Annotated in this window: 11 protein-coding genes; all 11 read left to right on the top strand. The window is 67.4% G+C overall.

What is annotated here, in order from left to right; all coding sequences use genetic code 11:
• Nucleotides 1-11: 11 nt before the first annotated feature.
• On the top strand, nucleotides 12-1,244 hold the full coding sequence (gene odhB / locus N7640_RS11970) for a 2-oxoglutarate dehydrogenase complex dihydrolipoyllysine-residue succinyltransferase (protein ID WP_279904461.1): 1,233 nt from the start codon (nucleotides 12-14) through the stop codon (nucleotides 1,242-1,244).
• Between the two features lie 66 nt (nucleotides 1,245-1,310).
• A complete protein-coding gene (lpdA, locus tag N7640_RS11965; RefSeq protein ID WP_220814494.1) occupies nucleotides 1,311-2,747 on the top strand; it encodes a dihydrolipoyl dehydrogenase in 1,437 nt (478 codons plus the stop codon).
• Nucleotides 2,748-2,936: 189 nt separating this feature from the next.
• On the top strand, nucleotides 2,937-4,103 hold the full coding sequence (sucC, locus tag N7640_RS11960) for an ADP-forming succinate--CoA ligase subunit beta (RefSeq protein ID WP_220814493.1): 1,167 nt from the start codon (nucleotides 2,937-2,939) through the stop codon (nucleotides 4,101-4,103).
• Nucleotides 4,103-4,990, top strand: a complete 888-nt coding sequence (gene sucD / locus N7640_RS11955; RefSeq protein ID WP_044400216.1) for a succinate--CoA ligase subunit alpha — start codon at nucleotides 4,103-4,105, stop codon at nucleotides 4,988-4,990. Before sucC ends, sucD begins: the two co-directional genes overlap by 1 nt.
• A 254-nt stretch (nucleotides 4,991-5,244) precedes the next feature.
• On the top strand, nucleotides 5,245-7,206 hold the full coding sequence (locus N7640_RS11950) for a methyl-accepting chemotaxis protein (RefSeq protein ID WP_220814492.1): 1,962 nt from the start codon (nucleotides 5,245-5,247) through the stop codon (nucleotides 7,204-7,206).
• Nucleotides 7,207-7,372: 166 nt separating this feature from the next.
• Nucleotides 7,373-8,686 (top strand): branched-chain amino acid transport system II carrier protein, encoded by a 1,314-nt coding sequence (gene brnQ, locus N7640_RS11945; protein ID WP_220814491.1) that lies wholly within the window; start codon nucleotides 7,373-7,375, stop codon nucleotides 8,684-8,686.
• A gap of 131 nt (nucleotides 8,687-8,817) precedes the next feature.
• Entirely contained in the window at nucleotides 8,818-9,624 is an 807-nt protein-coding gene (locus N7640_RS11940; RefSeq protein WP_279904459.1) for an alpha/beta hydrolase, read from the top strand.
• Complete coding sequence (locus tag N7640_RS11935) at nucleotides 9,621-10,484, top strand: alpha/beta hydrolase (protein ID WP_279904458.1); 864 nt, start codon at nucleotides 9,621-9,623, stop codon at nucleotides 10,482-10,484. The genes N7640_RS11940 and N7640_RS11935 overlap by 4 nt, the downstream gene beginning before the upstream one ends.
• 49 nt (nucleotides 10,485-10,533) lie before the next feature.
• Complete coding sequence (locus tag N7640_RS11930; RefSeq protein ID WP_279904456.1) at nucleotides 10,534-11,187, top strand: glutathione S-transferase N-terminal domain-containing protein; 654 nt, start codon at nucleotides 10,534-10,536, stop codon at nucleotides 11,185-11,187.
• A gap of 8 nt (nucleotides 11,188-11,195) precedes the next feature.
• Nucleotides 11,196-11,993 carry a DUF4892 domain-containing protein gene (locus tag N7640_RS11925; protein ID WP_279904455.1) on the top strand — a complete coding sequence of 266 codons (798 nt, stop codon included), beginning with the start codon at nucleotides 11,196-11,198 and terminating at the stop codon, nucleotides 11,991-11,993.
• 49 nt (nucleotides 11,994-12,042) lie between these two features.
• A complete protein-coding gene (locus N7640_RS11920; protein WP_220814486.1) occupies nucleotides 12,043-13,119 on the top strand; it encodes an AI-2E family transporter in 1,077 nt (358 codons plus the stop codon).
• The last annotated feature ends 48 nt before the right edge of the window (nucleotides 13,120-13,167 follow it).

The raw sequence follows: 13,167 nt of genomic DNA, 5'->3' as shown, positions 1-13,167 counted from the left end.
AAACGCACATAATGGCTATCGAGATCAAAGCCCCAACCTTCCCGGAATCGGTTGCCGACGGCACCGTGGCCACCTGGCACAAGAAGCCGGGCGATGCGGTCAAGCGCGATGAGCTGATCGTCGACATCGAAACCGACAAGGTGGTGATCGAAGTTCTGGCCGAGGCTGACGGTGTGCTGGCCGAGATCATCAAGAACGAAGGCGATACTGTCCTCTCCAACGAGCTGCTGGGCAAACTGAGCGAAGGTGGTGCGGCCGCTGCTGCCGCGCCTGCCGCCGCCGCTCCGGCGCCCGCCGCACAGCCCGCTGCCGCCCCGGCCGCTGGCGCCGCTGACGACGCCATCCTGTCGCCGGCCGCGCGCAAGATCGCCGAAGAGGGCGGTATCGACCCGAACTCCATCACCGGTACCGGCAAGGGCGGTCGCGTGACCAAGGAAGACGCTGTCGCCGCCGTCGCCGCCAAGAAGTCCGCTCCGGCTGCTCCGGCGGCGGCCAAGCCGGCCGCTCCGGCTGCCGAGGCTCCGGTGTTCGCCGCGGGCGACCGCGTCGAGAAGCGCGTGCCGATGACCCGCCTGCGCGCCAAGGTCGCCGAGCGCCTGGTCGAGGCGCAGTCCACCATGGCCATGCTGACCACCTTCAACGAAGTCGACATGCATGAAGTCATGGCCCTGCGTTCGAAGTACAAGGACCTGTTCGAGAAGACCCACAACGGCGTGCGCCTGGGCTTCATGTCCTTCTTCGTCAAGGCTGCCGTCGAGGCGCTGAAGCGCTTCCCGGCGGTCAACGCCTCGATCGACGGCAACGACATCGTCTACCACGGCTACCAGGACATCGGCGTGGCCGTGTCCAGCGACCGTGGCCTGGTGGTACCGGTGCTGCGCAACGCCGAGCTGATGAGCCTGGCCGAAGTCGAGAACGGCATCGCCACCTTCGGCAAGAAGGCCCGCGACGGCAAGCTGTCGATCGAGGAAATGACCGGTGGCACCTTCACCATCACCAACGGCGGCACCTTCGGCTCGATGATGTCGACCCCGATCGTCAACCCGCCGCAGGCCGCCATCCTGGGCATGCACAACATCATCCAGCGCCCGGTGGCCATCAATGGCCAGGTCGTCATCCGCCCGATGATGTACCTGGCGCTGTCCTACGATCACCGTCTGATCGACGGCAAGGAGGCGGTCAGCTTCCTGGTCACCATCAAGAATCTGCTGGAAGACCCGGCTCGCCTGCTGCTGGACATCTGATCCACGGCCGGCAACGCGGTGGCCCCCACAAGGGGCCATCCGGTTTTATTCGAGAAGGAATGAGTTATGACCCAGAAATTCGACGTGGTAGTGATTGGCGCGGGCCCGGGGGGCTACGTGGCCGCCATCAAGGCCGCGCAGCTCGGTCTGAAGACCGCCTGCATCGAGAAGTACCAGGACAAGGATGGCAAGGTCGCCCTCGGCGGTACCTGCCTGAACGTCGGCTGCATTCCGTCCAAGGCGCTGCTGGACAGCTCCTACAAGTACCATGAGGCCCACGAAGGCTTCAAAATCCATGGCATCGAGGCCAAGGGCGTCACCATCGACGTACCGCAGATGGTCGCGCGCAAGAACGGCATCATCAAGAACCTGACCGGCGGCGTCGCCGGCCTGTTCAAGTCCAACGGCGTCACCCTGCTGGAAGGCCACGGCAAGCTGCTGGCCGGCAAGAAGGTCGAAGTCACCGGCCTGGACGGCAAGACCCAGATCGTCGAGGCCGAGAACGTGATCCTCGCCTCCGGTTCCCGCCCGGTCGACATCCCGCCGGCCCCGGTCGACCAGGACGTGATCGTCGATTCCACTGGCGCCCTGGAATTCCAGGCCGTGCCGAAGAAGCTGGGCGTGATCGGCGCCGGCGTCATCGGCCTGGAGCTGGGCTCGGTGTGGGCCCGCCTGGGCGCCGAAGTGACCGTGCTGGAGGCCATGGACAAGTTCCTCGCCGCCGCCGACGAGCAGATCTCCAAGGAAGCCCTGAAGATCCTCGGCAAGCAGGGCCTGGACATCCGCCTGGGCGCCCGTGTCACCGGCAGCGAAGTGAAGAAGAAGCAGGTCACCGTGACCTTCAGCGACGCCACCGGCGAGCAGAAGCTGACCTTCGACAAGCTGATCGTCGCCGTCGGCCGTCGCCCGGTGACCACCGACCTGCTGGCCGCCGACAGTGGCGTGACCCTGGACGAGCGCGGCTTCATCTTCGTTAACGACCAGTGTGAGACCACCGTGCCGGGCGTCTACGCCATCGGTGACGTGGTGCGCGGCGCGATGCTCGCCCACAAGGCCTCGGAAGAGGGCGTGATGGTCGCCGAGCGCATCAAGGGCCACAAGGCGCAGATGAACTACGACCTGATCCCGTCGGTGATCTACACCCATCCGGAAATCGCCTGGGTCGGCAAGACCGAGCAGCAGCTCAAGGCCGAGGGCGTCGAGATCAACGTCGGCACCTTCCCGTTCGCCGCCAGCGGCCGCGCCATGGCCGCCAACGACACCGCCGGCCTGGTCAAGGTCATCGCCGACGCCAAGACCGACCGTGTGCTGGGCGTTCACGTGATCGGCCCGAGCGCGGCCGAGCTGGTCCAGCAGGGCGCCATCGGCATGGAATTCGGCACCAGTGCCGAAGACCTGGGCATGATGGTGTTCTCGCACCCGACCTTGTCCGAGGCGCTGCATGAAGCGGCCCTGGCGGTGAATGGCCACGCCATCCACATCGCCAATCGCAAGAAGCGTTGATGCGTGCGGCGCCTCGCCAGGCGAGGCGCCGGTTTGCAGAACAACCACGGCGGGCGGCCCGTGGCGGTTCGCGAGAGCCAGTCGCAGGAATGTCCGTCGGACTGCTAGTCAGAGCAGTCACAGGTGGCGCGGCGCCCGAGAGCGCAGCGCCGAAATGCGCAATACCTAAACGAAGAACGGTAGATAAGCATGAATCTTCACGAGTATCAGGGTAAGCAGCTGTTCGCTGAATACGGCCTGCCGGTTTCCACCGGCTATGCCGTCGACACCCCGGAAGAAGCGGCTGCGGCCTGCGAAAAGATCGGTGGCAGCGAGTGGGTCGTCAAAGCCCAGGTGCACGCCGGTGGCCGCGGTAAAGCGGGCGGCGTCAAGCTGGTCAAGAACAAGGAAGATGCCAAGGCGTTCGCCGCCAACTGGCTGGGCAAGCGCCTGGTGACCTACCAGACGGACGCCAACGGCCAGCCGGTCAGCAAGATCCTGGTCGAGTCGTGCACCGACATCGACAAGGAGCTGTACCTCGGCGCCGTCGTCGACCGTTCCAGCCGTCGCATCGTGTTCATGGCCTCCACCGAGGGTGGCGTGGACATCGAGAAAGTCGCCCATGAGACGCCCGAGAAGATTCTCAAGGCCACCATCGACCCGCTGGTCGGTGCTCAGCCGTACCAGGGCCGCGAGCTGGCTTTCCAGCTGGGCCTGCAAGGCGACCAGATCAAGCAGTTCACCCACATCTTCGTCGGCCTGGCCAAGCTGTTCCAGGACTACGACCTGGCCCTGCTGGAAGTGAACCCGCTGGTGATCAAGAAGGACGGCAACCTGCACTGCCTGGACGCCAAGATCAACATCGACTCCAACGCCATGTACCGTCAGCCCAAGCTGCGCGCCATGCACGACCCGTCCCAGGACGACGCCCGTGAAGCCCATGCGCAGAAGTGGGAGCTGAACTACGTCGCGCTGGAAGGCAACATCGGCTGCATGGTCAACGGTGCCGGCCTGGCCATGGGCACCATGGACATCGTCAACCTGCACGGCGGCAAGCCGGCCAACTTCCTCGACGTGGGCGGCGGCGCGACCAAAGAGCGCGTGACCGAAGCCTTCAAGATCATCCTGTCCGACAGCAACGTCGCGGCCGTGCTGGTCAACATCTTCGGCGGCATCGTGCGCTGCGACATGATCGCCGAAGGCATCATCGGCGCCGTGAAGGAAGTCGGCGTGAAGATTCCGGTCGTGGTCCGCCTGGAAGGCAACAATGCCGAACTGGGTGCCAAGGTCCTGGCCGAGAGCGGTCTGAACATCATCGCGGCTACCAGCCTCACCGACGCTGCCCAGCAGGTCGTCAAAGCCGCGGAGGGCAAGTAATGAGCGTCCTGATCAACAAAGACACCAAAGTCATCTGCCAGGGCTTCACTGGCTCGCAGGGTACCTTCCACTCCGAGCAGGCCATCGCCTACGGCACCAAGATGGTCGGCGGCGTGACCCCGGGCAAGGGCGGCACCACCCACCTCGGCCTGCCGGTGTTCAACACCGTCAAGGAAGCCGTGGAAGCCACCGGCGCCGATGCTTCGGTGATCTACGTTCCGGCTCCGTTCTGCAAGGATTCCATCCTCGAAGCGGCCTTCGGCGGCATCAAGCTGATCGTCTGCATCACCGAAGGCATCCCGACCATCGACATGCTGGAAGCCAAGGTCAAGTGCGACGAGCTGGGCGTGCGCCTGATCGGCCCGAACTGCCCGGGCGTGATCACTCCCGGCGAGTGCAAGATCGGCATCATGCCGGGTCACATCCACCTGCCGGGCAAGGTCGGCATCGTGTCGCGTTCCGGCACCCTGACCTATGAAGCTGTGAAGCAAACCACCGACGCCGGCTTCGGCCAGTCCACTTGCGTGGGCATCGGCGGCGACCCCATCCCGGGCTCCAACTTCATCGATATCCTGAAGCTGTTCCAGGAAGACCCGAAGACCGAAGCCATCGTGATGATCGGCGAGATCGGCGGCAGCGCCGAAGAAGAAGCCGCGGCCTACATCAAGGCCAACGTGACCAAGCCGGTGGTGTCCTACATCGCCGGTGTCACCGCGCCGCCCGGCAAGCGCATGGGCCATGCCGGTGCCATCATCTCCGGCGGCAAGGGCACTGCGGACGAGAAGTTCGCCGCCCTGCAGGACGCCGGTGTGAAGACCGTGCGTTCCCTGGCTGACATCGGCAAGGCCCTGGCCGAGCTGACTGGCTGGGAAGTCAAGAACGCCTGAGTGTTCTGACCGTATGAGAAAAGGCCACCTTCGGGTGGCCTTTTCTTTTCTAGTCTTCAAGCATCGCCGCCAAGCGGCCGATAAGAAGTCAACTGACCGGTCGACTAGGCTGTCCCCACGCACGGCGCAGCTGCGTAGGCATAGAACCTGCTTGAGCAGGCATGTGTCAGTGACAATCTCGCAATATCGTTCCTGCCGGGAGGGCAGGCCGGTTCCGGACAAGGCAGTCGTCCGCCCGAACAGGAAGCCCGTTCATGCAATGGTTCGCCAATCTTCGTATCGCCTACAAGATCGCCATCGTCCCCGTCGTGCTCTGCACCCTGCTGGTGGTGCTGGGCGTGGTCTCCAGCCTGTCGCTGCGCAGCATCGCCGGCAGCGTGCAGGTGGTGACCCGTGACCTGGGGCCGGGCATGGACCAGATTGCCCAGCTCGGCGACGGCATGACCCGCATGCAGCTCGCCGTGCGCCAGTACGCGCGCACCGGCGATGCCGCGCTGGAGGCGCAGTTCACCCAGCTCGACCAGCGCCTGCAGGCGCTGGAGACGCAGACCTCCGAGCGCCTGCACGACCCCGAGCGCCGGCGTCTGCTGGGCGAGATCGGCAGCCTGCTCGACGAATACAGCCGGCTGTTCCGCGAACAGCTGGTGCCGCTCAGCCGGCAGCGCCAGCAACTGGTCGCCGGCGAGCTGAGCCAGCACGGTCCGGCCATCGAGAAGGCCCTGACCTCGGTGCTGGAGAACGCCCAGCAGGACTTCAACCTGGATGCCGTGTTCTATTCCAGTGCGGCCATGCGCCACCTGCTGCTCGGCAGCCAGTACCTCTACCAGTACCTGCAGGAGAACCAGGCCGAGCAGGCCAAGGCCTTCCAGCGCGAACTGGGCTTCGCCCAGAGCAGCATGACCGTGCTGCGCGACCGCAGCAGCAGCCAGAGCACCCAGGACAAGCTCAACGGCGCCCTGCAGAGCCTGGAGCAGTACAAGGCCGCCGCGGCCAGGGTGGTCGAACTGGTCGAGGCGCGCAACGCCAGCCTGCAGGCCATGGATCGCATCGACCCGCGCATCGCCGACCTGGCCAGCCAGCTGCAGCGGAGCATCATGGGCTCCATGGGCGAGGCGGCGCAGACCGCCGACGATACGGTGGCACGGGTCAACCGGCTGTTCTGGGGGCTGGTGGTAGCCGCGCTGATCTTCGGCGCGCTGGTGGCCGTCGGCGTCAGCCGTGCGCTGGTGCGCACCCTGGGGCGGATGAACCGCATGCTCAAGGACATCGCCGAGGGCGAGGGCGACCTGACCCGGCGTCTGCCGGTGCAGGGCCAGGACGACCTCGGCCGGCTGGCCGCGAGCTTCAACACCTTCGTCGAGAAGATCCGCCAGACCGTCGCCGAGGTGGCCGGCGCCTCGCACACCCTGGAGCGGGCCGCCGGGGAGCTCCAGGCCTCGGCCGAATCGGCGCATCTGGACGTCGAACGGCAGCGCGACGAGAGCAGCCAGACCGCCTCGGCCATGACCGAGATGGCCGCCAGCGCCCAGGAAATGGCGCGCAGCGCGGACCAGGGCGAACGCCTGTCGCGGCAGATGCTGGATATCGCCCTGCGTGGCCAGGCTCGGGTGGAGAGCAACCTGGGCAGCATGAACACTCTGGCCGACAAGGTCGGGCGCCTGGCCGAGGCCATCGAGTCGCTGCGTGGCGACAGCGAGCGCATCGGCTCGGTGCTGGAGGTGATCCGCTCCATCGCCGAGCAGACCAACCTGCTGGCGCTCAACGCCGCCATCGAGGCCGCCCGGGCGGGCGAGCAGGGGCGTGGCTTCGCGGTGGTAGCCGACGAGGTGCGCTCGCTGGCGCAGCGCACCCAGCAGTCCACCGAGGAAATCCAGACGATCATCCAGACCCTGCAGCAACGCACCCGCTCGTCCATCGAGATGATGGGCGAGAGCCAGCAGGCGGTGAGCCTGGCCGGGCAGGGCGCGGAGGAGGCCAGCCAGTCGCTGGACGAGATCCGCGCGGCGGTGACGGACATCGACCAGACCATCCAGCAGATCGCCGCGGCGGCCGGCGAGCAGGCCAAGGTGGCGGAAGAGGTGGGCGCCGGCATGGTGCGCGCCAACGACATCAGCGTGCACACCTTCACCACCGTGGAGCAGACCCGCAGCGCGGCCGCCAGCATCCGCCAACTGGAGGAGCAGCTGAATCGGCTGATCGAGCAGTTCCGGGTGTGAAGCTGTCCGGGTGAACAGGAAAAATACAGATATGCGACATCCGCTGTCCTGCGCCCGACCGGCCGACCGGGGCCGCTCGATCCCGGGGCGGCCGATCCTTTAAGGTGCCGGCGCGGCGCCAGCCCATGGCGTGCCGCCTCACCTCCGCTTCGTGGTACCGCCCGCTATGACTCGTATGAAAAGCCTTGACCTCCTGGCCCTGGGCTTCATGACCTTTGCCCTGTTCCTGGGCGCCGGCAATATCATCTTCCCGCCCAGCGCTGGCATGGCCGCCGGTGGCAATGTCTGGTACGCCGCGTTCGGCTTCCTCATGACCGGCGTTGGCCTGCCGCTGCTCACGGTAGTGGCCCTGGCCCGTGTCGGTGGCGGCATGGACGAACTGACCGCGCCGCTCGGTCGCAAGGCCGGCACCCTGCTGGCCGTGGCCGTGTACCTGGCGATAGGCCCCCTGTTCGCGACGCCGCGCACTGCCACCGTATCCTTCGAGATGGGCGTGGCGCCCCTGGTCGGCAACGGGCCGCTACCACTGGCCCTGTACAGCGCCGCCTATTTCGCCATCGTACTTTTCCTCGCCCTCAACCCGGGCAGGCTGGTGGACAGCGTCGGCAAGTTCATCACGCCCGTGCTGCTGGCCTCCCTGCTGGTGCTTGGTGGTGCGGCGCTGCTGGCACCGGCCGGCGGTATCGGTCCAAGCGCCGAGGCCTACCAGGCAAGGCCCCTCGTACAAGGCTTCCTGCAGGGCTACCTGACCATGGATACCTTGGGCGCTCTGGTGTTCGGCATCGTCATCGCCACGGCGATCAAGGATCGTGGCGTCAGCGAAGCTTCGCTGGTCACCCGCTATTCGGTGCTGGCCGGTCTTATCGCGGCCACCGGCCTTTCACTGGTCTACCTGGCACTGTTCTATCTCGGGGCCACTAGCCAGGGGATCGCCGGCGATGCGCAGAACGGCGTGCAGATCCTCACCACCTACGTCGAACATACTTTCGGCATCTACGGCAGCCTGTTGCTGGCGGTAGTCATCACCCTGGCCTGCCTGACCACCGCCGTCGGCCTGTTGACTGCATGCGGCGAATACTTCAGCAGGCTGTTGCCGTTCTCCTATCGCAGCGTGGTGGTGGTCTTCGGCCTGTTCAGCCTCCTGGTGGCCAACCAGGGCCTGACCCAGCTGATCCACGTGTCGGTACCGGTGCTGGTCGGCCTCTATCCGCTGGCCATCGTGCTGGTGACGCTGAGCCTGCTGGGCGGCATCTGGCGTTCAGCCTCCCGGGTGTTCGTGCCCACCATGGCGGTAACCCTGGTGTTCGGTCTGGTCGACGCACTCAATGCCGCCGGCTTCAAGTCCTTCGTGCCAGGGCTCCTTGACCATCTTCCGCTGGCCGACGAGGGCCTGGGCTGGTTGCTGCCAGTGGCGCTGACCCTGCTGGTTGCCGCCATCTTCGACCGCCTGCGCGGCGAGCCGGCGACCCAGGCCGCCTGAACCCGCGCCGTGCGTGGCTCGCCTTTTGGCGGGCTGCGCCGGTTGTTTGGCGCATCTGGCACCTTCTGCCGATTGCCGCCCGCCCGGGCGTGCCGGACAATCCCTGGAAACCCTCCTGTATCGCGCCCGCCATGTCCCAGACCATCTTCTTCGCCCACGCCAACGGCTTCCCCTCGGCCACCTACGGCAAGCTCTTCTCCGCCCTGGCCCCGGACTACCGGGTGCGGCACCTGGAGCAGCACGGCCATGACCCGCGCTTCCCGGTGGACGACAACTGGAACAACCTGGTGGACGAGCTGATCCTGCACCTGGAGCAGGGTGACGAGCCGGTGTGGGGTGTCGGCCATTCCCTCGGCGGTGTGCTGCACTACCATGCCGCGCTGCGCCGCCCGGACCTGTACCGCGGCGTGGCGATGCTCGACTCGCCGCTGCTGACCGGCGTCGATCGCATGGTGATCCGCGCGGCCAAGCGCTTCGGCTTCATCGACCGGATCACCCCGGCCGGTCGCACCGTCGGCCGCCGCGAGGTGTTCGGCGACTTCGAGGAGGCCCGCGGCTACTTCGCCGGCAAGACCCTGTTCCGCCGCTTCGACCCCGAGTGCCTGGACGCCTATGTGCGCCACGGCCTGCGCGAGGAAGGGCAGGGGCTGCGCCTGCGCTTCGACCCGGCCACCGAGATCAGCATCTACCGCAGCGTGCCGCACACCGCGCCGGGCCGCCCGCAGCAGCTCGCCGTGCCGCTGGCGGTGGTCCGCGGCCGGCACAGCCGGGTGGTGATGCCGCACCACGCTCGCCAGGTCAACCGCGTGCCCAAGGGCGAGTACCTGAGCCTGCCCGGCGGCCACATGTTCCCCCTGGAGCGGCCGCAGGACACCGCCCATCTGCTGCGCGACCTGTTCGCCCGCTGGCAGGGCCGGGACGCGGAGCGTTCGGCATGAACTTCAAGGTGGAAGAGACCCGTTTCAGCCTGCCGCACGTGGAGCTGGCCGCGCACCTGTTCGGCCCGGAGGACGGCATTCCCGTCATCGCCCTGCACGGCTGGCTGGACAACGCCATGACCTTCGCCCGCCTGGCGCCGAAGCTGGACAGGCTGCGCATCGTCGCCCTGGACTTCCCCGGCCACGGCCATTCCGGCCACTACGCCAACAACTCCAGCTACAGCATGTGGGAGTACCTGGAGGACGTGCTGCTGGTGGCCGAGCAGCTCGGCTGGCAGCGCTTCTCGCTGCTGGGGCACTCGCTGGGCGGGATCATCTCGACCCTGCTGGCGGCCGCGGTGCCGGAGCGGGTCGAGCGCCTGGCGCTGATCGACGGCTTGGTGCCCTACACGGCCGAGCCGGACAGCGCGCCCAGGCGCCTCGGCGAGGCGCTGCGTGCGCGCCTGGCGGTGCGCGACAAGCAGAAGCCGGTCTACCCGGACCCAGAGCGGGCCGTGGAAGCGCGCATGCGCGGGGTGGTCGCGGTCAGCCGCGAGGCCGCCGAACTGCTGGCCCAGCGCGGCCTGGAGCCGGTGTCGGGCGGCTACACCTGGCGCACCGATATCCGCCTGACCCTGCCGTCGGTGATGCGCCTGACCTTCGCCCATGTCGAGCAGTTCGTCCGAGCCGTGCGGTGCCCGGTCAGCCTGATCCTCGCCGAGGGTGGGCAGATGAACGTCGAGCCGCGCCTGAAGGCCCTGGTCGAGACCACTGCGTTCGAAACCCACGTGCTGCCCGGCGGCCATCACCTGCACCTCAACGACGAGGCCGGCGCGCGGCAGGTTGCAGACTGTTTCAATCCATTCTTCCGCCGCGCTTGACGCGGCCCCGGCAACTGCCGAGGCTGTGCAGGTCGCATCGGAGATTGCCATGATCGATCTGTACACCGCCGCCACGCCCAATGGACACAAGGTGTCCATTGCCCTGGAAGAGCTGGGCCTGCCTTATCGGGTGCATGCGCTGTCCTTCGACAGGAAGGAGCAGAAGACTCCCGAGTTCCTCCGCATCAACCCCAACGGCCGCATCCCGGCCATCGTCGACGACGGCTTTGCCGTGTTCGAATCCGGCGCCATCCTCATCTACCTGGCCGAGAAGACCGGCCGCCTGCTGCCGAGCGACCCCAGGGGGCGTTCCCTGGCGATCCAGTGGCTGATGTTCCAGATGGGCGGGGTGGGGCCGATGCAGGGCCAGGCCAACGTGTTCTTCCGCTACTTCCCGGAGAAGCTGCAGGGCGCCATCGACCGCTACCAGCACGAGACCCGCCGCCTCTACGAGGTGCTCGACCGCCGCCTGGGCGAGGCCGAATACCTGGCCGGCGACTACGGCATCGCCGACATCGCCACCTTTCCCTGGGTGCGTGTCCACGACTGGGCCGGCGTCCCGGTCGAGGGCCTGGAACACCTGCAGCGCTGGATGGCGGCGCTGGACGCCCGCCCCGCGGTGCAACGCGGCCTGCTGATACCGGAGCGGGTCAAGGATGATGATCGCGCGGTGAAGACCGCGCAGAGCATGCTCACACGCTGAGGAACCGCATGCGTTATTTCGCTTTCTGCCTGAGTCTTTTCTGCACCCCCCTGCTGGCCGCTGACGTGCCCGGCAGCCAGGATCTGGACAGCGTGCCGCGCTTTCCCCGCGCCCAGATCGTCGACTACCGCGATGTCGCCGCCGAGGAGAAACGCTACCCGCAGGACGGCCTGCGCCGCATCAGCGGGCAGTTGCGCGCCTCCGCCGAGGTGCTCGCCGAGGGCCGTCTGCGCGCGCTGACCTACCGCCTGCCGGACGAGCATTCGCCGCGCGAGGCGCTCGAGGCGGCGCGGCGCCACCTGCTGGAGCAGGGCGCCCAGCTGCTGTTCTGGTGCGATGGCCGCGACTGCGGCTCGTCCAGCCTGTGGGCCAACCAGATCTTCGGTAACGCCACGCTGTACGGCCCCGAGGAGCGCCAGAGCTATCTGCTGCTGCAACTGGCCGAGCCGCAGCACGACAGCCTCGTCGCCCTGTACGGCATCACCCGCGGCAACCGCCGCTCCTACCTGCACGTGGAGCAGCTGGACGCCAGCACCGCGCTGCCCGCGCTGTTGCCCACCGCCGGCACCCTGCTGCGCCAGCTCAGGACCAGCGGCGAGCTGAACCTGCCGCTGGGCGAGCCGGACGAGCAGTGGGGCGACCTGCTGGGGCGTACCCTGAGCCTGGACAGCACGCTGCGCGTGGAGCTGTCCGGTGCCACCGCCGAGGCCTGGCGTGTGGAGCTGGAGCGCCGTGGCGTGCGCGGCAACCGGCTGCAGTCGGGTGACCCGGCGGGCGAAGGATTGCGTCTGCAACAACTACGCTGAAGAACGACGCGCGCCGGGCCGCTTCCGCCCGGCTCCAGGGAACCCGAACATGCTGAACAACGACCGTCTGCTGGTGCAGATCCTGCTCCTGGCTCTGCTCGGCGCTTGCGCCTGGGTACTCGCGCCATTCTTCTCGGCGCTGTTCTGGGCAGCCGTGCTGGCGTTCGCCAGCTGGCCGCTGATGCGCCTGCTGACCCGCGTGCTTGACGGCCGCGAGACGACCGCGGCGGGCATCCTCACCGGCGGTTGGATGGTGCTGGTCGCGGTGCCGCTGGTGCTGCTGGGCTTCAACCTGGCCGACCACATCCGCGACGCCACCGAGCTGTTCAAGGACTTCCAGGTCGACGGCCTGCCGGACCCGCCCGCCTGGCTGGTCGGGCTGCCGCTGATCGGCGAGCGCCTGGAAGGCGCCTGGACACGGATCGACGAGGAGGGCGTGGCGCTGCTGGCCACGGTGCGGCCCTACCTGGGCCAGGTCGGCAACTGGCTGCTGGCGCGCAGCGCGCAGATCGGCGGCGGTATGCTGGAACTGGCCCTGAGCCTGGTGCTGGTGTTCTTCTTCTACCGCGACGGCCCGCGCATGGCGGCCTTCGCCCACAGCCTGCTGGAACGCCTGATCGGCGGCAGCCGCGCCGACCATTATCTAGAGCTGGTCGCCGGCACCGTGCAGCGGGTGGTCAACGGCGTGATCGGCACGGCGGCGGCCCAGGCGCTGCTGGCGCTGATCGGCTTCTACATCGCTGGCATTCCCGGTGCCCTGGTGCTCGGCATCCTCACCTTCATCCTCAGCCTGATCCCCATGGGCCCGCCGCTGGTGTGGATTCCCGCCACCGCCTGGCTGGTCAGTCAGGGTCAGTACGGCATGGCGGTGTTCCTCGGCATCTGGGGCACCTTCGTCATCAGCGGCGTGGACAACGTGCTCAAGCCCTACCTGATCAGTCGCGGCGGCAACCTGCCGCTGGTGGTGGTGCTGCTCGGCGTGTTCGGCGGCATCCTGGCGTTCGGTTTCATGGGCCTGTTCCTCGGTCCGACCCTGCTGGCCGTGGCCTACAGCCTGCTCGGCGACTGGGTGGCGAGCACCCCGCGGGTGGCCGCCGTGGACGCGGAGCGCAAGGACGGCGACTAGTTGGCATCCTGTGCAGAATCCTGTGCACCCCACTTGGTGGGGATGACG

Source organism: Pseudomonas sp. GD04015, assembly GCF_029837675.1.
GTDB classification, from domain to species: domain Bacteria; phylum Pseudomonadota; class Gammaproteobacteria; order Pseudomonadales; family Pseudomonadaceae; genus Aquipseudomonas; species Aquipseudomonas paralcaligenes.
This window is presented reverse-complemented; position numbering and strand designations above follow the sequence as displayed.

What these genes read in the sequence shown, in the direction of transcription:
- odhB (WP_279904461.1), top strand. Translation starts at nt 12, where the DNA reads ATGGCTATCGAGATCAAAGCCCCAACCTTCCCGGAATCGGTTGCCGAC.
- lpdA (WP_220814494.1), top strand. Translation starts at nt 1,311, where the DNA reads ATGACCCAGAAATTCGACGTGGTAGTGATTGGCGCGGGCCCGGGGGGC.
- N7640_RS11925 (WP_279904455.1), top strand. Translation starts at nt 11,196, where the DNA reads ATGCGTTATTTCGCTTTCTGCCTGAGTCTTTTCTGCACCCCCCTGCTG.
- sucD (WP_044400216.1), top strand. Translation starts at nt 4,103, where the DNA reads ATGAGCGTCCTGATCAACAAAGACACCAAAGTCATCTGCCAGGGCTTC.
- N7640_RS11920 (WP_220814486.1), top strand. Translation starts at nt 12,043, where the DNA reads ATGCTGAACAACGACCGTCTGCTGGTGCAGATCCTGCTCCTGGCTCTG.
- N7640_RS11935 (WP_279904458.1), top strand. Translation starts at nt 9,621, where the DNA reads ATGAACTTCAAGGTGGAAGAGACCCGTTTCAGCCTGCCGCACGTGGAG.
- N7640_RS11930 (WP_279904456.1), top strand. Translation starts at nt 10,534, where the DNA reads ATGATCGATCTGTACACCGCCGCCACGCCCAATGGACACAAGGTGTCC.
- sucC (WP_220814493.1), top strand. Translation starts at nt 2,937, where the DNA reads ATGAATCTTCACGAGTATCAGGGTAAGCAGCTGTTCGCTGAATACGGC.
- N7640_RS11950 (WP_220814492.1), top strand. Translation starts at nt 5,245, where the DNA reads ATGCAATGGTTCGCCAATCTTCGTATCGCCTACAAGATCGCCATCGTC.
- N7640_RS11940 (WP_279904459.1), top strand. Translation starts at nt 8,818, where the DNA reads ATGTCCCAGACCATCTTCTTCGCCCACGCCAACGGCTTCCCCTCGGCC.
- brnQ (WP_220814491.1), top strand. Translation starts at nt 7,373, where the DNA reads ATGACTCGTATGAAAAGCCTTGACCTCCTGGCCCTGGGCTTCATGACC.